Origin of the sequence: Rhodococcus ruber, assembly GCF_016804345.1 — a bacterium.
Lineage (GTDB): Bacteria > Actinomycetota > Actinomycetes > Mycobacteriales > Mycobacteriaceae > Rhodococcus > Rhodococcus ruber.
This window is the reverse complement of the sequence record NZ_CP044211.1, coordinates 4,376,883-4,396,072: the sequence shown is the minus strand read 5'-3', so window position 1 is coordinate 4,396,072 and position 19,190 is coordinate 4,376,883. Positions and strand designations below refer to the sequence as shown.

Annotated in this window: 21 protein-coding genes; 19 read left to right on the top strand and 2 right to left on the bottom strand. The window is 71.7% G+C overall.

Going from position 1 to position 19,190, the window contains the following annotated elements; genetic code table 11:
- Positions 1–80: 80 nt before the first annotated feature.
- The 7 genes from F1734_RS20145 to F1734_RS20115 all read left to right on the top strand — a co-directional run bounded on the left by F1734_RS20145 (position 81) and on the right by F1734_RS20115 (position 5,505).
- Entirely contained in the window at positions 81–806 is a 726-nt protein-coding gene (locus F1734_RS20145) for a MerR family transcriptional regulator (RefSeq protein WP_017680055.1), read from the top strand.
- Positions 803–1,657, top strand: coding sequence for a thioesterase family protein (locus F1734_RS20140; RefSeq protein ID WP_017680054.1), 855 nt, complete (start codon positions 803–805; stop codon positions 1,655–1,657). Before F1734_RS20145 ends, F1734_RS20140 begins: the two co-directional genes overlap by 4 nt.
- 49 nt (positions 1,658–1,706) lie before the next feature.
- Entirely contained in the window at positions 1,707–2,525 is an 819-nt protein-coding gene (proC, locus tag F1734_RS20135) for a pyrroline-5-carboxylate reductase (protein WP_026137606.1), read from the top strand.
- A gap of 121 nt (positions 2,526–2,646) precedes the next feature.
- A complete protein-coding gene (locus F1734_RS20130) occupies positions 2,647–2,883 on the top strand; it encodes a helix-turn-helix domain-containing protein (RefSeq protein ID WP_003937551.1) in 237 nt (78 codons plus the stop codon).
- A gap of 202 nt (positions 2,884–3,085) precedes the next feature.
- Complete coding sequence (locus tag F1734_RS20125) at positions 3,086–3,187, top strand: 30S ribosomal protein bS22 (protein WP_003402602.1); 102 nt, start codon at positions 3,086–3,088, stop codon at positions 3,185–3,187.
- Positions 3,188–3,421: 234 nt separating this feature from the next.
- Positions 3,422–4,492: an NAD-dependent epimerase/dehydratase family protein gene (locus F1734_RS20120; protein ID WP_017680052.1), complete on the top strand. Its 1,071-nt coding sequence runs from the start codon at positions 3,422–3,424 to the stop codon at positions 4,490–4,492.
- A complete protein-coding gene (locus F1734_RS20115) occupies positions 4,489–5,505 on the top strand; it encodes a lysophospholipid acyltransferase family protein (RefSeq protein ID WP_040270916.1) in 1,017 nt (338 codons plus the stop codon). The genes F1734_RS20120 and F1734_RS20115 overlap by 4 nt, the downstream gene beginning before the upstream one ends.
- Before the next feature lie 9 nt (positions 5,506–5,514).
- Here the strand turns inward: F1734_RS20115 and F1734_RS20110 are convergent, their stop codons facing one another.
- Entirely contained in the window at positions 5,515–6,531 is a 1,017-nt protein-coding gene (locus F1734_RS20110) for an HAD family hydrolase (protein ID WP_026137603.1), read from the bottom strand.
- 185 nt (positions 6,532–6,716) lie between these two features.
- Here F1734_RS20110 and F1734_RS20105 point away from each other — a divergent pair, with 185 nt between their 5' ends.
- The 10 genes from F1734_RS20105 (at position 6,717) to F1734_RS20060 (ending at position 16,034) form a co-directional block, all read left to right on the top strand.
- Positions 6,717–7,007 (top strand): glutaredoxin family protein, encoded by a 291-nt coding sequence (locus F1734_RS20105; protein ID WP_010592079.1) that lies wholly within the window; start codon positions 6,717–6,719, stop codon positions 7,005–7,007.
- 160 nt (positions 7,008–7,167) lie between these two features.
- Complete coding sequence (locus tag F1734_RS20100) at positions 7,168–8,160, top strand: redox-sensing transcriptional repressor Rex (protein WP_082900274.1); 993 nt, start codon at positions 7,168–7,170, stop codon at positions 8,158–8,160.
- Entirely contained in the window at positions 8,157–9,611 is a 1,455-nt protein-coding gene (locus tag F1734_RS20095) for a glutamyl-tRNA reductase (protein ID WP_010592077.1), read from the top strand. Before F1734_RS20100 ends, F1734_RS20095 begins: the two co-directional genes overlap by 4 nt.
- Complete coding sequence (gene hemC / locus F1734_RS20090) at positions 9,608–10,621, top strand: hydroxymethylbilane synthase (protein WP_010592076.1); 1,014 nt, start codon at positions 9,608–9,610, stop codon at positions 10,619–10,621. The genes F1734_RS20095 and hemC overlap by 4 nt, the downstream gene beginning before the upstream one ends.
- A gap of 63 nt (positions 10,622–10,684) precedes the next feature.
- Positions 10,685–12,250, top strand: a complete 1,566-nt coding sequence (locus F1734_RS20085; protein WP_010592075.1) for a bifunctional uroporphyrinogen-III C-methyltransferase/uroporphyrinogen-III synthase — start codon at positions 10,685–10,687, stop codon at positions 12,248–12,250.
- Positions 12,251–12,321: 71 nt separating this feature from the next.
- Entirely contained in the window at positions 12,322–13,299 is a 978-nt protein-coding gene (gene hemB / locus F1734_RS20080) for a porphobilinogen synthase (protein ID WP_010592074.1), read from the top strand.
- Positions 13,296–13,859: a hypothetical protein gene (locus F1734_RS20075; protein WP_010592073.1), complete on the top strand. Its 564-nt coding sequence runs from the start codon at positions 13,296–13,298 to the stop codon at positions 13,857–13,859. Before hemB ends, F1734_RS20075 begins: the two co-directional genes overlap by 4 nt.
- A 204-nt stretch (positions 13,860–14,063) precedes the next feature.
- A complete protein-coding gene (locus F1734_RS20070) occupies positions 14,064–14,549 on the top strand; it encodes a DUF3093 family protein (protein WP_010592072.1) in 486 nt (161 codons plus the stop codon).
- Positions 14,550–14,574: 25 nt separating this feature from the next.
- On the top strand, positions 14,575–14,859 hold the full coding sequence (locus F1734_RS20065) for a metal-sensitive transcriptional regulator (protein WP_003937563.1): 285 nt from the start codon (positions 14,575–14,577) through the stop codon (positions 14,857–14,859).
- Between the two features lie 20 nt (positions 14,860–14,879).
- On the top strand, positions 14,880–16,034 hold the full coding sequence (locus F1734_RS20060) for a PQQ-dependent sugar dehydrogenase (RefSeq protein WP_010592071.1): 1,155 nt from the start codon (positions 14,880–14,882) through the stop codon (positions 16,032–16,034).
- Here F1734_RS20060 and soxR read toward each other — a convergent pair.
- Positions 16,031–16,486, bottom strand: coding sequence for a redox-sensitive transcriptional activator SoxR (gene soxR, locus F1734_RS20055; protein ID WP_010592070.1), 456 nt, complete (start codon positions 16,484–16,486; stop codon positions 16,031–16,033). The genes F1734_RS20060 and soxR overlap by 4 nt on opposite strands.
- A gap of 58 nt (positions 16,487–16,544) precedes the next feature.
- Between soxR and F1734_RS20050 the strand changes: the two genes are divergently transcribed.
- Both F1734_RS20050 and F1734_RS20045 read left to right on the top strand, forming a co-directional pair.
- On the top strand, positions 16,545–17,975 hold the full coding sequence (locus F1734_RS20050; protein WP_203010960.1) for an MFS transporter: 1,431 nt from the start codon (positions 16,545–16,547) through the stop codon (positions 17,973–17,975).
- A gap of 71 nt (positions 17,976–18,046) precedes the next feature.
- Positions 18,047–19,189 carry a PQQ-dependent sugar dehydrogenase gene (locus F1734_RS20045; RefSeq protein ID WP_202637480.1) on the top strand — a complete coding sequence of 381 codons (1,143 nt, stop codon included), beginning with the start codon at positions 18,047–18,049 and terminating at the stop codon, positions 19,187–19,189.
- Position 19,190: the final 1 nt, after the last annotated feature.

Genomic DNA, 19,190 nt, shown 5'->3' with positions numbered 1-19,190 from the left:
AATCCTCCTCGCGGAGTATTGGATAGTTACAGTATCCAATACTGGATAGTTGTACTATCCACTGTCAAGGGGAGGTGGCAATGCGGATCTCGGAACTGGTGGACCGGACCGGCGTCCCGCTGGCGACCGTGAAGTACTACCTGCGCGAGGGGCTGCTGATGCCGGGCGAGGCGACCAGCGCCACCCAGGCCCGGTACGACGGGCGGCACGTGCGGCGCCTCGCGCTGATCCGTGCGCTCGCCGCCCAGGGGCTGCCGCTGCCGCGCATCCGCGAGATCGTCCGCCTCCTCGACGGCACCGACGAGTCGCTGTTCGTCGCCCTCGGCCGGGCCATCGCGGCGCTGCCGCCCTACCCGCCGGGCGACGGCGAGTCCGTACCCCACGACTATCCGCGCGCCCGGCACGTCCTCGAACGGCTCGGTCAGCTCTACGACCCCCGGTTCGCCGCCGTCGCACAGCTCGAGCGGGCCCTCGCCGCCCTCGACTCCGCCGGCCTGACGATGAGCGACGAGCGCATCGACGTCTACGGACGGCACGTGCTCGGCATCGCCGAGATCGACATCGACCTGCTGCCCACCCGCTCCCGGGAGGCGACGGTCGAGGCGGCGGTCCTCGGCACCGCCCTGTACGAACCCGTCCTCACCGCGATGCGCCGTCTCGCACACCAGCACCTTGCCGCCCGTCGCCTCACCGAGTCCGGCCCGCCCGTCCCCGATTCACCGGACGGACCCGTCCCCGATTCACCGGACGGACCCGTCCCCGATTCACCGGACGGACCCGTCCCCGATTCACAGGAGCAGCAATGACCGACACCGTGCCCGATCCCGGCAACCACCCCTTCCGCGACCTGACGACGCTCGACGCCGCCGGCGACGACCGTTGGCTCGCGCACATCGCCCCGGTCTGGACGATCGGCCCCAAGGTCCACGGGGGCTGCATGCTCGCGGTGTGCGCCGCGGCGGCCCGGTCGGCGGCGCAGGCGGCGGGAGCCGATCCGGCGGTGCAACCTCTTGCGGTCAGCGCCGGGTTCGTTGCCGCCCCCGACCCGGGCGACGTCCAGCTGACCACCATCGTCCGCAAGCTCGGGAAGCAGGTCGGGCTCGTCGACGTGGAGCTCTCGCAGGGCGATCGGGTCGCGGTCCGTGCCTCGGTGACGCTCGGTCGGCCCGACACCGGCGAGCCGCGATACACCACTGCCCATCCGGTGGCCGAACTGTCGGTGCAGCCGCCCGCGGACGCGCCGCTGATCGGCCCCGGCCACCCGATGGCCCAGGTGGTGAACCTGTGCGGGGGCGCCGACCTCGTGGTGGACGAGACCAGTGCCCGTTTCCTCGCGGGAGAGCAGGGTGAACCGGTGGTGCGGATGTGGGCGCGGCCGTGGCCGGGGGACGAGGCCGACGTCGACACCGCCGCGCTGTTCGCGCTCATGGCCGGGGACATCTCGGCTCCGGTCACCATGAACCGGGGCCTGTTCGGCTGGGCGCCGACCGTGCAGCTCACCGCGTACCTGCGGCGACTGCCGGCGCCCGGCTGGCTGCGGATCATGGCCGACAGCACGGTCCTGGGCAACGCCTGGTTCGAGGAGGACCACACCGTCGTCGATGCCACCGGCGCCGTCGTCGTGCAGAGCCGTCAGCTCGCCATGGTCCCGCGCTGATCGTCGGGGCGATGCGGGCCCCGGCAGCGGCCGTGGCAGGCTGTTGCCCATGACGAGAATTGCGGTGATCGGCGGCGGCAGGATCGGTGAGGCGCTGGTCTCGGGGCTGCTGCAGAGTGGATTCGCGACCAAGGATCTGGTGGTCGTCGAGAAGTTCCCGGCGCGGAGCGAGGAGCTCACCGCCGAGTACTCGATCCGGGTCACCGACTCGATCGCCGACGCGGCCGAAGGTGCGGACGTGCTGGTGATCGCGGTCAAGCCGGGCGACGTCGACGTCGTGCTCGCCGATCTGGGCAAGGCAGACCTCGACAGCGAACGCGAGAAGCTGCTGATGTCGCTGGTCGCCGGCGTGCCCACGTCCCGGTACGAGAACCGGCTGCCGGCCGGATCGCCGGTTGTGCGCGTCATGCCCAACACCCCGATGCTGGTGGGGGAGGGCGCGAGCGTGATCGCCGCCGGCCGGCACGTCAAGCCCGACCACCTGGCGCTGGCACGTGAGGTCCTGGAGTCGGTGGGGACCGTGACGGTGGTTCCCGAGTCCCAGATCGACGCGGTGACCGCTGTGTCCGGTTCCGGTCCGGCATATTTCTTCCTCGTCGCCGAGGCGATGATCGACGCGGGCGTCGCCCTGGGACTGACGCGGGCGACGACGACCGAGCTCGTGGTGCAGACGATGACCGGCTCGGCGGCCATGCTCGCCCGGTCGGGGGAGAACGCCGCCGACCTGCGCGCGGCGGTGACATCGCCGGGTGGAACCACCGCGGCGGCGATCCGGGAACTCGAGCGCGGCGGCGTGCGGACGGCGTTCTACGAGGCCCTCGCGGCCGCCCGGGACCGCTCTGCGGCACTCGGTTCGTCCGCCGATTGAGGAAATTGGTCGTCCGCATCGTCGCACGGGAACCATTGGTCACGCTAAGCTCGATTGAGCACGTGCGTGTCTGTTCCGCCGGAGGGGAAGCCGGCGGCGCGGGACGTGCCGGAGGTGTGTAATGGTATCTGGAAGCAAACCGTCGAAGGGTCAACCCGAGGACGGTCAGTCGGTTCTCTCCGGCACCCAGTTCCTCACCGTCGCCGAAGTGGCGGCGCTGATGCGGGTGTCGAAGATGACCGTGTACAGGCTGGTGCACAGCGGGGAACTGCCCGCCGTGCGAGTGGGACGTTCGTTCCGGGTGCACGCCAAGGCCGTGCACGATTACCTGGAAACGTCCTACTTCGACGTCGGCTGAGCGGTCGACGGCCGCAATCGGAGCCCGGAGCGGACCTCGGTTTCACTACTCGAAACCCGCCCCGGTACGATTGCTTGTCGTCGTACCGGCCACCCGGTGTCGTGAGGCGCTGAGCTCGTCACCACGCGGCCCAGCGTCGACTACAGGCGTACGTCACCGGCGTGCGCGCAGGAACGCTAGAGAGAACGTGAGGGAAACCCAGATGGGTTCTGTGATCAAGAAGCGCCGCAAGCGCATGTCGAAGAAGAAGCACCGTAAGCTGCTCCGCCGCACCCGAGTGCAGCGTCGTAAACTCGGCAAGTAGATCGATTCCCCGATGCCCGTCACCCGTGTGGTGGCGGGCATCGAGCGTCTGTGCCGACGGCCCGTCACGAGGTCGTCCGCGGAACGCCCGATCCGGGTGGTATGCGGAGTCCGGGTGGCTGAGGACGAACGTCCCGCCTCCGGGTCTTTCCAGTGATCGGTTACGCCGGTGTAATGCTCTGTTGCGAGAGTCACCGTATCGTGAGAGACCGGAGTGACAGCAGGGGGTGAGTGGGTGAGTTCGGAGATCGACGGCATCGACCCGCCGAGGGTGGCTCTGGTCACCGGCGCGAGCCGATTCCTCGGCGGGTACCTGGTCACCCGTCTGGCCCAGCACCCGGACGTCGAACGCGTCATCGCGGTCGACACCCAGTCGCCCACCAAGGACATGCTGCGGCGCATGGGCCGCGCCGAGTTCGTGCTCGCCGACATCCGCAACCCCCTCATCGGCAAGGTCATCCGGAACATGGACGTCGACACCGTCGTCCACACGTCCACCCTCACCAAGGCGCCGAAGTCCGGCAGTCGCGCCGCCATGAAGGACATGAACGTCCTCGGCGCGATGCAGTTGTTCGCCGTGTGCCAGAAGACCCCGTCCGTGCGACGCGTCGTGCTGCGCTCGTCGTCGGTGGTGTACGGATCGAGCGCGAAGGACCCCGCGAAGTTCACCGAGGAGATGAGCGCGCGCCGCCGTCCGACCGGCGCCTTCGCCCGCGACATGATCGAGGTCGAGGGCTACCTGCGCGGGATGGCACGCCGGCGGCCGGACATCGCGGCGACGATCCTGCGCCTGGCCCCGACGGTGGGCAACCACCTGCCCGGCTCCGTCTCGCGATACCTCACCTCCCCGATCGTGCCCACCATTCTCGGCCGCGATGCCCGGTTGCAGTTGCTGCACGAGGAGGATGCGCTCTCGGCGCTCGAGCGAGCCACCGTCGCCGGCCAGTCCGGGACCTACAACGTCGCCGGGGACGGCATCGTGATGATGTCGCAGGCCGTGCGGCGGGCCGGCGGACTGACCGTGCCGATGCCCTACGGCTTGTTCCGCACCGTCGGGCAGGCGCTGATGGGGCCGGTGATGAAGTCGTTCAACAAGGAAGAACTCGACTACTTCCACTTCGGGCGCGGGCTGGACACCACGCGGATGCGCACCGAACTCGGCTTCGAGCCGAGGTGGACCACGAGGCAGGCCCTCGACGACTACGCTCGCAGCGTCGGGCTGCGGCAGGTCGTCAGGACGGAATGGGTCGATCGAACCGAGTCGATCCTGCTCTCGGCGCTCGGAGAGCGAATGGAGGCGCGATGACAGAAGTGGCCAAGGTGATTCCACTCCACGGGGGAGCGGGGTCGGCACGACGGGCGGGTGCACGCCCGGGCGCCGGTTCCGGTCACCCGTCGACGTACGGCTCCCCGATCCCACCCGAACCGCCCGCGGCGCCGGTGCAGGAGACGGCGGCGGACGGGTTCCTCGACGACCTGCGGCACAAACTGGTCGGGCAGATCACCGGCACCGCCGAGTTCCTGCGGCGACGGATCACCGGCGACTACGAGGTGGACGACTTCGGCTTCGACCCGCATTTCACCGACAACGTCCTGCTGCCGGCGCTGCGGCCGCTGTTCGAGAAGTGGTTCCGTGTCGAAGTGCGGGGCATCGAGAACATCCCGGCCGACGGGCGCGCGCTGATCGTCGCCAACCATGCCGGCACCTTGCCCGTGGACGCATTGATGACCTCCGTCGCGGTGCACGACCTCGCCCACCGTCCCCTGCGTATGCTCGCCGCCGACCTCGCCTTCGGTATGCCGGTCGTCGGCAGCGTCACCCGCAAGGCGGGGCACACCCTCGCGTGCCATCCGGACGCCGAGCGGCTCCTGCGCGAGGATCAGGTGGTCGCGGTGTTCCCCGAGGGGTACAAGGGTCTCGGCAAGCCGTTCAGCGAACGCTACAAGCTGCAGCGGTTCGGGCGCGGGGGCTTCGTCTCGGCTGCGCTCCAGACGAAGGCACCGATCGTGCCCTGCTCGATCGTGGGTTCGGAGGAGATCTACCCGAAGATCGCCGACCTGACGTCCATCGCCCGGCTCCTCGGTCTTCCGTACTTCCCGATCACCCCGTTGTTCCCGGCCCTAGGCCCGCTGGGCATCGTGCCGCTGCCCTCGAAGTGGTACATCGAGTTCGGTAGTCCGATCGCCACCGACGTCTACGACGATGCCGCGGTGGAGGATCCGATGGTGTTGTTCGAGGTGACCGACCACGTGCGGGAGACCATCCAGCAGACGCTGTACCGGTTGCTCACCAAACGGCGCAACGTATTCCTCGGTTGAGTCCGGCCGTCACGCCGCGGAGTCGCGGCGACGGCCGAGAGCGGCGGCGAGCGCGCCCCCCGCGGCACCGAGAGCCAGCGCCGTCGGAACGCCGATGCGCGCCGCCTTGCGGGCCGTGCGGAAATCCCGGATCTCCCACCCCCGGGTCTTCGCGAGTTCCCGCAGGTCGGCGTCGGGGTTGACGGCGACCGGCGTGCCGACGAGCGAGAGCATGGGTACGTCGTTGTGGCTGTCGGAGTACGCCGTGCAGCGCTTGAGGTTCAGTCCCTCGCGGATCGCCAGGGCCCGCACCGCGTGGGCCTTGCCCAGGCCGTGCAGGATGTCGCCGACGAGACGGCCGGTGAACACGCCGTCCTGCGACTCGGCGACGGTGCCGAGGGCGCCGGTCAGACCGAGGCGCTCGGCGATGACATTCGCCAGTTCGACCGGGGTGGCGGTCACCAGCCACACCTGCTGCCCGGCGTCGAGGTGCATCTGCGCCAGCGCGCGAGTGCCGGGCCAGATCTTGTCCGCGATGATCTCGTCGTAGATCTCCTCGCCGAGGCGGGCCAGCTCCGCCGTGGACCGGCCGGCGACGAACGACAGCGCCTTCTCGCGGCCGCTGGCGACGTCGTCCGAGTTCTCCTTGCCGGTGACCCGGAACTTGACCTGCTGCCAGGCGAACTCGGCCAGGTCGGACTTGGTGAAGTAGTCGCGGGCGGCGAGTCCGCGCGCGAAGTGGATGATCGACGCGCCCTGCACCATCGTGTTGTCGACGTCGAAGAACGCGGCCGCGGTCAGATCCTGCGGAACGGGAGTCGTCGAGATGCCGACGGGCTCGGCTTCGGTGCGGGCCTCCTGCAGGGCGAGCGCGGCATCGGCACTCGCCTGTCCGGCGAGGTTCGCGCGGACCTCGGCCTCGCTGGGGCCGAACTTGCTCCACAGCCGGCGCCGGCCCGGCCGGATCAGACCGGCCAGGGTCTCGCTGACGCGACCGGCCAGGTTCTCGCCGAATCCCCAGCCGTGTGGCACTGGACGTTCCGGCACCTGCACCTCCCTGTTGCGCGACGGCCGTGCCGTCGAGTGCTGCCGGCCGGGTTTGCCGGCGGCCGGCCGTCGTGTGTGGCAGACCGCCTCAGCCTAGCCCGCGCCGTGCCCCGCTCCGCGCGTTGCCGCATGTGGACCGGGGGTGTGACATTCGTCTCGGCGGGGTATGGCGCACAGTTGACCTCATGAGCGAACACCTGTCCGGGCCCGCCGCCACACCCGGCGCCCGCCACGAGATCACTCTCCTCGTCCGAGCCGGCTGCGGCGCCTGCGCTCCCGCGCTGGCGCTGCTCGAGCAGCTGTGCGACGAGTTCGGCGCGGGCCTGACGTGCATCGATGTCGATCGGGCTGCCTCGACGGATCCCGACCTGCGCGCCGAATTCGGCGATCGTCTGCCGGTGGTGCTGCTCGACAGCCGGGAGCACAGTTACTGGGAGGTCGACGAGGCACGATTGCGGGCCGATCTGGCCGGTTGAACACCGTCGGGCGGAACCGTGGTGCAGGTGAGAAGCACATTCGGGGCCGTTCGAGCAACTTTGTGCAGGGCTTCACAAGCGGTTACCGTGGTGTGAACGAATCCCCCGGATCACCGTGAGGACCGACGTGTACCCGTCGGCCGGACGAGGAGCCACGAACGTGACAGAGCTGCACCCCCCGCAGGGCGATGCCGCCCGCGGCGGCGTCGCCGAAGTCGACGGGGGTGCGTCTCCCGGTGTCCCCGTGCGGGACATCCCCCAGGCTACTGTGACGCGTCTCGCGACGTACCTGCGGGTCCTCGGAATGCTCGCCGACGAGGGCACGCTCATCGTCTCGAGCGAGGAACTCGCCACCGCATCCGGGGTCGGTTCCGCGAAACTCCGCAAGGATCTGTCCTTCCTCGGCCCCAACGGGGTGCGTGGCGTCGGGTACGACGTGCTGCGCCTGCAGGCCCGCATCGAGAACGCGCTCGGCCTCGACCGGGGACACCGCGTGGTCCTCGTCGGCGTCGGCAATCTCGGTCGCGCACTGGCCGGCTACGCAGGGTTCGACCGCCGCGGCTTCACGATGGCCGGACTGTTCGACGCCGACCCGGCGCGGGTGGGCACCCGGGTGGGCAACCTGACCATCCGGCACGTCGACGGGCTCGAAGCGGCCGCCCGCGAACTCGCCGCCACGATCGGCGTGATCGCGACCCCGGACGACGCTGCTCAGGGCGTATGCGACCTGCTGGTGCGGTCCGGCGTCCGGTCCGTGCTGAGCTTCGCCGCGGCACCGCTCGAGGTACCCGACCATGTCGAGGTCCGGCGGGTCGATCTGTCCGTGGAAATGCAGGTCCTCTCGTTTCACAGCGCCCGCAACGACACGCCGGTGGACGGCGGTCGCGCCGGTCTGCCCGACATCCGCCGGGTCGCGTCGGGCGAAGCACGACGGGCCGCGACCGGCGCGTCCCGGCTCACCGCCCAGAGAGCGAGCGCGACCGGGCGCACCGCGCCGAGCGCGACCGGGCGCACCGCGCCGAGCGCGACCGGGCGCACCGCGCCGAGCGCGACCGGGCGTACCGCGCCGGGCGCGACCGGATTCACCGCATCAGGAACGCCGAGCCCAGTGGCCTCGGCAGCGACAAGAAACGGATCGGTGATTGCGCCGTGAGTGTTCTCCTCGTCGGGGTCTCGCACAGGACCGCGCCCGTCTCGGTGCTCGAAAAGGTGGCCGTCACCGACACCGACCGACCCAAGCTCACCGACAAGATGATGGCCTCCGGCCACATCTCGGAGGCGATGATCGTCTCCACCTGCAACCGGGTGGAGATCTACGCGGTGGTCGACGCGTTCCACGGCGCGCTGGCCGACGTGAGCGAGCTCATGGCCGAGCACTCGGGTCTGACCCTCGTGGATCTGCACAAGCACGCGTACGTGCGCTACAGCGAGGCGGCCGCCGAGCACCTGTTCGCCGTGGCCAGCGGCCTGGACTCGATGGTGGTCGGTGAGCAGCAGATCCTCGGCCAGATCCGTACCGCCTACGCGAGTGCCGACGCTCAGCAGGCTGCCGGCCGGGCCCTGCACGAGCTGGCTCAGCAGGCGCTGCGCGTGGGCAAGCGAGTGCACACCGAGACCGGCATCGACGCGGCGGGTGCGTCCGTGGTGTCGGTGGCGCTGGACAAGGCGGCGACCGTGCTCGACGGTCTGGCCGGCCGCACCGCCGCCGTGATCGGTGCGGGCGCGATGGGCGGGCTCGCCGTCGCGCACCTCACCCGCGCCGGGATCGCGCGCATCGTGGTGGTCAACCGGACCCGGGAGCGCGCCGAGCGGCTCGCCGAGACCGCCCGCGGCAACGGCATCGAGGCCGACGTGCTGCCGTTCGACCGGCTCGCGGCCGCGTTGTCGCAGGCCGATGTGGCCGTCACCTGCACGGGTGCGGTCGGTACGGTCGTCACTCTCGCCGACGCACACCGGGCCCTCGCCCAGCCCGAGCGCGGCACCCGTCCGCTGGTGATCTGCGATCTCGGCCTGCCGCGCGACGTGGAGCCGGCCGTCTCGGGTCTGCCCGGCGTCACCGTCTTCGACATGGAGTCGCTGCAGCGCGATCCCGCGGCCGGCGCCGCCGCCTCCGATACGGACGCCGCGCGTTCGATCGTGGCCGCCGAACTCGCCGACTATCTCGCCTCCCAGCGTCTGGCCGAGGTCACCCCCACCGTCACCGCGCTGCGTCAGCGCGCCGCCGAGGTCGTCGAGGGCGAACTGCTGCGGCTCGAGTCCCGGTTGCCGGGGCTCGACGACGGCCAGCGCGGCGAGGTGGCCCGCACGGTGCGCCGCGTCGTCGACAAGCTGCTGCACGCGCCGACGGTGCGGGTCAAGCAGCTGGCGTCCACCCCGGGCGGCGACCAGTACGCCGAGGCGCTGCGCGAGCTGTTCGAATTGCGGCCGGGTGCCGCCGAGGCCGTCGCCACCCCGGTGGCGAAGGAACTCGGTGCTCTTCCCGACGTGACCGGCGCGACCGACCTGTCGGCCGCGCTGGATCCGGCCGTCACCACGGAGCTGCGGTCGCCCCGGAAGCAGTCGCCCGGAGCACTGGGAGCTTCTCGAGAGGAAAGGCAGGCATGAGCGCCGAGGTCGCATCGGACACCCGGATCGAAGCCGGAACCGGCAGCCGCACGCTGCGGATCGGAACGCGCGGCAGCCTGCTGGCGACGACGCAGGCGGGCACCGTCCGGGATGCGCTGATCGCCGCCGGCCATCCCGCCGAACTGGTCGTCATCACCACCAAGGGTGACGTCACCGCGGGCCCGGTCGAGCGGATCGGCGTCGGCGTCTTCACCGCCGAGCTGCGTGAGGCGCTGCTCGCCGGCGACGTCGACCTGGCCGTGCATTCGTACAAGGACCTTCCGACCGCGCAGGATCCGCGACTGGTGATCGCCGCCGTGCCGCCGCGTGAGGATCCGCGCGACGCGCTCGTCGCCCGCGACGGGCTGGTCCTCGGCGAGCTGCCGCCGGGCTCGCGGGTGGGCACCTCCGCGCCGCGGCGGCGTGCCCAGCTCGCCGCCATGGGTCTGGGCCTCGACATCCGGCCGCTGCGCGGGAACATCGACACCCGGCTCGGGAAGGTCGCGTCCGGCGAACTGGACGCCATCGTCATTGCGCGCGCGGGACTTTCGCGTATCGGCCGCCTCGACCGGATCACCGAGTCCCTCGAACCGGTGCAGATGCTGCCGGCGCCCTCCCAGGGTGCTCTCGCGGTCGAATGCCGCGCGGAGGACACCGCACTGATCGAGATCCTCGCCGGTCTCGACGACCGCGCCAGCCGCGCGGCAGTCGTCGCCGAGCGGGCGCTGCTCGCGGAGCTCGAGGCCGGCTGCACCGCCCCCGTCGGGGCCGTTGCCGAGGTCGTCGAATCCCTCGACGACGACGGCCGCGTGATCGAGGAACTGTCCGTGCGCGGCTGCGCCGCCGCCCTCGACGGCTCGGATGTGCTGCGCGCGAGCGCCGTCGGCGCCACCGCGCGCGCGGAGGAACTGGGCCGGGCGGTGGCTCGCGAGTTGCTCGATCTCGGTGCGCGTGAGCTGATGACCAGCCGGGGGGACGACGCGCCGGAACAGGGCACGGCCGATGTTTGACGCCGTCCGCCCGCACCCCAGGTTTCCCTTTACCGCAGATTCGACCGCACTGGAGAATGACCGATGAGCCGAGTCCGTAAGCACAATCCCGGACGGATCCTGTTCGTGGGAGCTGGGCCGGGCGACCCGGCTCTGCTGACCGTGCGTGCCCGCGACGTGCTCGCGGGCGCGACGATCGCCTTCACCGACCCCGACGTCGACAGGGGGGTGGTGGCGCTCGTCGGCACCACCGCCGGCCGGGACGCGGAGACCGGGGAGCCCGTCGCCGAGGTGCGTCCCGCGCTGGGCGAGCCCACCGAGGTCGCCAAAACCCTCGTCGCGGAGGCGAAGAACGGCCACGATGTCGTGCGCCTCGTCGCCGGCGACCCGCTGACCACCGACTCGGTGATCGCCGAGGTCAACGCCGTCGCCCGCACCCAGGTGGTGTTCGAGGTCCTGCCGGGGCTGACCCCCGGCTCGGCCGTGCCGAGCTACGCCGGTATGGCGCTGGGCTCGTGCCACACCGAGGTCGACGTGCGCGGCGAGGTGGACTGGGCGGCGCTCGCCGCCGCGCCCGGCCCGCTGGTGCTGCACGCCACGTCCGGTCATCTCGCGGAGACTGCGAGCGCCCTCGTCGAGCACGGGCTCGCGCCGCAGACCCCGGCGGCGATCACCGTCCGTGGCACGACCCGGCAGCAGCGCACCGTCGAAGCCACCCTCGCCACGCTCAACGACGCCGGTTCCGAGCTCGTCGGTCCGCTCGTCGTCACCGTCGGCAAGATCGTCTCGCAGCGCGGCAAACTCTCGTGGTGGGAGTCCCGCGCCCTGTACGGGTGGACGGTGCTGGTGCCGCGCACCAAGGAGCAGGCCGGGGAGATGAGCGAGCGGCTCGTCACGCACGGAGCGATCCCGATCGAGGTACCGACCATCGCGGTGGAGCCGCCCCGCAGTCCGGCCCAGATGGAGCGGGCCGTCAAGGGACTCGTGGACGGCCGCTACCAGTGGGTGGTGTTCACCTCCACGAACGCGGTGCGCGCGGTGTGGGAGAAGTTCGAGGCGTTCGGCCTCGACGCTCGCGCCTTCTCGGGTGTGAAGATCGCGTGTGTCGGGCAGGCGACCGCGGACAAGGTGCGCTCGTTCGGGATCACCCCCGAGCTGGTGCCCTCGGGCGAACAGTCCAGCGAGGGGCTGCTGGCCGAATTCGCCCCGTACGACGACGTTTTCGATCCCGTCAACCGGGTGCTGCTGCCGCGCGCCGACATCGCCACCGAGACCCTCGCGGAGGGCCTGCGCGAGCGGGGCTGGGAGATCGACGACGTGACTGCCTACCGCACGGTGCGGGCGGCACCGCCGCCGGCCGAGACCCGCGAGATGATCAAGACCGGTGGGTTCGACGCGGTGTGCTTCACCTCGTCGTCGACGGTCCGCAACCTCGTGGGTATCGCGGGTAAGCCGCACGCGCGCACCATCGTCGCGTGCATCGGGCCGAAGACCGCGGAGACCGCGATCGAGTTCGGGCTGCGGGTGGACGTGCAGCCGGAGACCGCGCAGATCGGTCCCCTGGTGGAGGCGCTCGCCGAGCACGCCGCCCGGCTGCGGGCCGAGGGCGCATTGCCGCCGCCCCGCAAGAAGTCCCGCGCCCGCCGCTGACCCCCGTGCGCGGTTCCGGTAGCCCCCGCTACCGGAACCGCGCACGGCTTGCCCGGAAGGTGAGTCCGCCGATGTATCCCGATGTCCGTCCCCGCAGGCTGCGCACCACCCCGGCCATGCGCCGGCTGGTTGCCGAAACCTCCCTCGAGCCGCGGCATCTGGTGCTGCCGATGTTCGTCGCCGACGGCCTCGACGCGCCGCGAGAGATCCCGTCGATGCCCGGTGTGTACCAGCACACCCCCGATTCGCTGCCCGCCGCGGCGACCGCGGCGGTCGAAGCCGGTGTGGGTGGGCTGATGCTCTTCGGCGTGCCGCGAGCCGAGGACAAGGACGCCCGCGGCTCGGGCGGCACCGACCCCGACGGCGTGCTCAACCGTGCGCTGCGGGACCTGCGCGCCGAACTCGGCGATGCGACGGTCCTGATGGCCGACACGTGCCTCGACGAGTTCACCGACCATGGTCACTGCGGCGTCCTGGGCGCCTCGGGTGCGGTGGACAACGACGCCACCCTCGAGCGGTACGCGGAGATGGCCGTCGCGCAGGCCGAGGCCGGCGCGCACCTGCTCGGTCCGAGCGGGATGATGGACGGTCAGGTCGCGTCTATCCGCGCGGCGCTCGACGCCGCGGGGCATCAGGACGTGGGGCAGATCGCGTATTCCGCGAAGTACGCCTCCGCGTTCTACGGGCCGTTCCGGGACGCGGTGGGGTCCTCGCTCGAGGGCGACCGGCGCACCTACCAGCAGGATCCGGCGAACCGCCGGGAGGCGCTGCGCGAGGTCGATCTCGATCTCGCCGAGGGCGCCGACCTGGTGATGGTCAAACCCGCGATGTCGTACCTCGACGTGCTGCGCGAGGTCGCCGACCGCTCGGACGTGCCCGTCGCGGCGTATCAGATCTCGGGCGAGTACGCGATGATCACCGCTGCCGCGCAGAACGGCTGGATCGACCGGGATACGGCGATCCTGGAGTCGCTGACGAGCATCCGCCGCGCCGGTGCCGACATCGTGCTCACGTACTGGGCGGCCGAGGTCGCGGGCCGGCTCTCGTGAGCACGCCCGAACCGTCGCAGTGGCCCGGGCCGCCGGACACCCCGCCCGGGCCGGCACCGGCGCAGCGGCGCCCCACTCCCGTGGACGTCGAGACCGCGTTCCAGTTGTGGTGCGCGGTCGCGGTCCTGGGGTTGGTGTACCTCGGCGCGAGTGTGCTGCTGATGTGGGAGCGCCGGGACGAGTTCGTCGACCAGATGACGGCGGAACTGGCCCGGCAGACGCCACCGGTGGACATGCCGCGCGAGACGGTGGAATCGTTGCTGCCGTTGGGATTCGGCATCACCGCCGTCCTGGGGCTCGTGTTCACCGGCCTGTTCCTGCTCGTGGCCTTCGCGATGCGGCGCGGCCGGAACTGGGCGCGCATGCTGCTCACGATGATCGGTGTCTTCCTGACCGTCACGGCGATCCCGACGGTGTTCGGCGTGGGTGCGCTGGGCGGCGGTGCCGGCCTCGTGATCGGTCTGGTGAGCATCCTGCAGGGGGTGTGTTCGGTCGGGGCGATCGTGCTCATGCACCGCCGCGAGCCGAATCTGTACTTCCTCCGGTTGCCCCCGAGCTGACCCGACGAGCGCGCGGAGTACGGTGTCTGACGACCCACGGCCCGCGCGGTCGTTTCCGACGAGCGAAGAGGACTTTCATGCAGGTGGAGCCCCGGCCCTACGGTCGTCGTCGTGAGCTGGTCCTGATCGGCCTCATCGCCGTCCTGGGCGTGGTGACGCTGGTGCTGGTCGTCGTTCCGGGCATGCTCAGCGCCTGATCACGACGTGAACGAGTCGGCCGAGCCCCGCTTCCACGAGCCCGGTGGCCGTTGGCGCACCGTGGCGTTCGGGCCGGTGCTGTGCCTCGTCGCGCTCGTCGTCGAACTGGCGACCGGGCCGGTGGTGCACTGGGTCGCACTGCCGGTGATCGCTCTGGTGCTCAGCGGCTTCGCGTACGTGATGGTCGTCGCGGCCCGGCGGCACGTGAGCGTGGAGCTGACCGCGAAGACGCTGCGCCTCGGGACCGAGGAACTGCCGCTCGAGGAGATCGAGGCGGTGCTGTCCGCGGCCGATCCCCGGGCCCGGGATCCCGAGCGGTGGGAGACCGCCCGGCCGTTGGGGGAGCTGGCGAACGTGCCGCGGGGCCGGACGGCCGTCGGCCTGCGGTTGCGGGGTGGCGCCCTGGTGCGGGCGTGGGCCCGGGACCACGAACGGCTGCGGTCCGAACTCGAGGCGGTGCTGGCCGAGCGCGCCGATCCGCCCTTGCTCTAATACCCCCTAGGGGTACGATACGAGTATGGCCGGATACACCCCGCACCAGGAGGACCTGCTCAAGCGCCTGCGCCGCATCGAGGGGCAGGTCGCGGGCATCGCCCGGATGATCGAGGACGACCGCTACTGCATCGACGTCCTGACCCAGGTCTCCGCCGTCACCAAGGCCCTGCAGACGGTCTCGCTCAAGCTGCTCGACGCGCACCTGGCCGGCTGCGTCGTCGACGCCGCCCGGCAGGGCGGACCCGAGGCCGACGCGAAGATCCAGGAGGCCTCGGACGCCATAGCGCGCCTCGTCCTCAAACCCTGACCACCGAGGAGCCGATCGGCATGCGGATCGCCCACGGACTGTGCGCTGCGGCGCTGGCCTGCGCGCTGACCGCGTGCGCGTCGGAGGAGCCCGCGCGGACGGTGCTCTCGGGCGCACCCACCGCGGTCCCCGACGCGGGAACCCCGCCGCGGGTCACCGTCACCACCGTCGTCGACGGTCTCGACCATCCGTGGGACGTGGTGCAGGCCCCCGACGGGACGTTGCTGACCGGTGAACGCTCGGGCCGGTTCGTCGTCCGCCGGCCCGACGGGCGCGTCGAGGAGCTGCGCGCCGACCTGTCGGACCTGTACGCGGTGGGGGAGACCGGCCTCATGGGCGTCGCGCTCGCCGTCGACTTCGGGGTCAGCCGCACCGTCTACACGTGCCAGGGACACCGCGACCCCGACGACGTCCGCGTCTACGCCTGGACCGTCGATCCCGGCTGGACCACCATGACGCGGCAGCGCACCGTCGTGGAGGGGCTGCCCGTCGCGCGCGGCGGCCGCCACGCCGGCTGCCGCATCCTCGCGCACCCGGACGGCACCCTGTACATCGGCACGGGCGACGCCACCCGCCCGACGGCGCCGCAGGACCCCGGCAGCCTCGGCGGCAAGGTGCTGCACCTGAACCCCGACGGGTCGCCGGCCCCCGGCAACCCCGACCCGGGCAGCGTGGTGTTCACCCTCGGCCACCGCAACGTGCAGGGGCTGGCGCTGCAGCCCGGCACCGGGCGGCTCTACGCGGTCGAGCAGGGCAGCAGCCGCGACGACGAGGTCAACCTGCTCGTGCCGGGCGGCAACTACGGCTGGCGACCCGACCGGGAACCCGGAATGTACGACGAGTCGGTGCCGATGACCGATCCCGAGCGCGTCCCCGGCGCGATCCCGGCGGTGTGGAGTTCCGGGTCGCCCACCATCGCCACCCCCGCGCTGGCGTTCGCGGCCGGACCGGGGTGGGGCCCGTGGTCCGGCGCGCTCGTCGTCAGCAGCCAGCAGGACGAGAAGCTGCTGCTGCTGCGCCTGTCCGAGGACGGCCGCAGCGTGACCGAATCGACCGACCTGCTCGAGGGGGAGTACGGGCGCCTGCGGTCGCTCACCCCACTGCCCGACGGCTCGCTCCTCGTCACCACCGACAACGGCTCCGACGACAGGGTGCTGCGAATCGCCCCCGTCTAACGTGCCCCTGGGTCGACGCGCCGCGCGCCCGCGCCGTCCTTGCCCAGCCGATCGCCCGGATTGAACAGTGTGCACGCCTGCAGCGACAGGCAGCCGCAGCCGATGCACCCCGCCAGTTCGCGCTGCATCCGGTCGATCGCCTGCTTGCGCTCCTCGAGTCGCTCGTGCCACGCCCGCGAGATGCGCATCCAGTCCCGTCGGGTCGGGGGCCGTTCGGCCGGCAGCGCCGAGAACACCTCGGCCACCTCGGCAAGCGGAATGCCGAACCGGGTCGCCAACTGGATGATCGAGATGCGCCGGATCGTGTGCCGGGGGAAGCGGCGCGTGCCGCCTGCGGTGCGGTGTGCGGTCACGAGTCCCAGCGACTCGTAGTAGCGAATCGCAGACACGGCGGCTCCGGTGCGCCGGGAGACTTCACCGATCGCCAGCAGTTCTTCGCTCGTGCGGCTCATCACGACTCCGTTCCCCGCGCTTGATCTCGAGTGCACTTGAGACTCTACAGTCACCGTCATGCACGGATCCACGACTCGCGCCGGCGCCTGGTCGGAACTTCTCGGACGCGAATACCTCGGTACGGCAGCGGTTCTCGCCGGCGGAGTTGCCCTCTACGCCACCAACGTGTACCTCACCACGAGCCTGCTGCCGACCGCGGTCGAGGAGATCGGCGGCCACGCCTACTACGCGTGGACGGCGACGGTGTTCCTGCTCGCGTCGGTGATCTCCTCGACGGCCGTGGCCCGGACCCTCGCCGTCCGCGGACCCCGGGGCGCCTACCTCATGGGGCTCGGGTCTTTCGCGGCCGGCACCCTCGTGTGCGCGCTCGCACCGTCCATGGAGGCGCTGCTGGCGGGCCGGGCGGTCCAGGGGCTCGGTGGCGGCCTGCTCGCCGGACTCGGCTACGCAGTACTGAACAGTGCTCTGCCGGAACGTCTCTGGAGCCGCGCCGCGGCGCTCGTATCGGCGATGTGGGGTGTGGGGACCTTCGCGGGACCCGCCGTCGGCGGCGTGTTCGCCCAGTTCCACGCCTGGCGATGGGCGTTCGGCGCGTTACTGGTCTGCACGCTCGCGGTCGCAGCCGCGGTGCCGTTCGCCCTGCCGGCGCACGCCCGCGGATCGCGCGCTGCCGGCAGGATTCCGCTCGTTTCGCTGGCCCTGCTCACCGCCGCGGCCCTGGCGGTCGGCGTGGCCGCCGTCGTGACCGGCGGTGCGCCCACGATCGCCCTGCTCGCGGTCGCGTCCGCCGCCGTGGTCGCGTTCGTCGCCGTCGACCGCCGCAGCCCGCACGGCATCCTGCCGGCGGCGACGTTCACCACCGCCCGGCTGCGCTGGGTGTACCTGACGATCGCAGTGCTGGCGGTCGTCTCGACCGCCGAGACGTTCGTCCCGTTGTTCGGGCAGCGCCTCGCCGGCCTCGCGCCGCTGGCCGCCGGCTTCCTCGGCGCCGCCCTCGCGGTGGGGTGGACGCTCGGCGAGATCCCGAGCGCCTCGGCGTCCGCGCCCCGAACCGTGGTGAGTGCTCCGGTGCTCGTCGGCCTCGGTCTCGCGCTCATGGCGGCCGCCGTGCGTGACGAGGCCGGACCGGCTGCGGTCACGGTGTGGGTCACGGGACTGGTCGTCGCGGGCGCGGGCATCGGCATCGCGTGGCCGCACCTCGCGGTCGGCGCGATGAACGCCGTCGCCGACCCGCGCGACAGCGGCAAGGCGTCCGCTGCGATCAACACCGTCCAGTTGATCGCGAACGCGTTCGGCGCAGCACTGGCCGGAGTCCTCGTCAACGCGGGACAACCGTCCGACGTGCGTTCGGCGCGGCTGCTGCTGTTCGGGTTCGCTGCCGTGGCGGTGCTCGGCGTGCTCGCCGCGCGCCGCGCGGGTCCGGCGCGCGCGCACCGGAACCGGTCGGCACCCGCGGACGCCTCCGCAGCGGAACCCGAACGAATCTGACGCCGCCGCGCGTGTCGTCGCCGTCCGGCGCATCGTCTTCCGTAGCATCGCCGGGATCCGACGACGAGGAGATGCGCGTGCGAATCTCGGGGAGATGTGCGGCGGCGATCGCAGTCGGCGTGCTCGCGGCCGGGACGCCGAGCGCCCACGCGGCGCCACCCGAGGCGGGCGCGCTGCCCGAGCTGACCGTGACGCCGCTGATGGAGGGGCTGAGCAAGCCCTGGGACGTCGTCGCCGCTCCGGACGGGACGATCCTGACCGGGGAACGGCGGGGCCGCTTCGTGGTCCGGGATCCGGACGGTGGGATCCGGGAGGTGCGCGCCGACCTGTCCGGCCTGTACGCCGAGGGCGAGACCGGCCTGATGGGTCTGGCGCTGGCACCGGATTTCGGGACGAGCCGGACCCTCTACAGCTGTCAGGGCCACCGCGGCCCCGACGGCACCGACATCCGCGTGCAGTCCTGGACGGTCGATCCCGGATGGACGGAGCTGACCCGCGGCGCCACGGTGCTCGCCGGCATCCCGGTCGGGCAGGGCGGCCGGCACGGCGGGTGCCGGTTGCTCGCCCATCCCGACGGGTCGCTGTTCGTCGGGACGGGCGACACCGCCCACCCCCAGGTGCCTCAGGACCGGAACAGCCTGGGCGGCAAGGTGCTCCACATCGATCCCGACGGCACCCCGGCGGCGGGAAACCCCGACCCGGGCAGCCCCGTGTTCACTCTCGGGCACCGCAACGTGCAGGGACTGGCGCTGCGTCCCGGGAGCGGCGAGCTCTATGCCGTCGAGCAGGGCACCGTCCGCGACGACGAGGTGAATCTCCTGCAGCCCGGCGGCAACTACGGGTACCGCCCCGACCGCTTCCCGTTCGTCTACGACGAGTCGGTGCCCATGACCGATCCGGCCCGCGTGCCGGGAGCGATCGGGGCCGTGTGGAGTTCCGGTGCCCCCACCCTCGCGACTCCCGGCGGCACGTTCGTCTCCGGCGCCGGCTGGCAGGGCTGGGACGGCGCGCTGGTGATCACGAGCCAGCAGCAGGAGAAACTGCTGTTCCTCGAACTCACCGCCGACGGCCGGTCGGTGGACGAGACCGCGACGGCGCTCGAGGGGCGGTTCGGCCGGCTGCGGTCGGTGACCGCACGACCCGACGGGGCGCTGCTCGTCACGACGGACAACGGCCGCGACGACCGGGTCCTGCTGGTGGAACCCGCCGACTGAG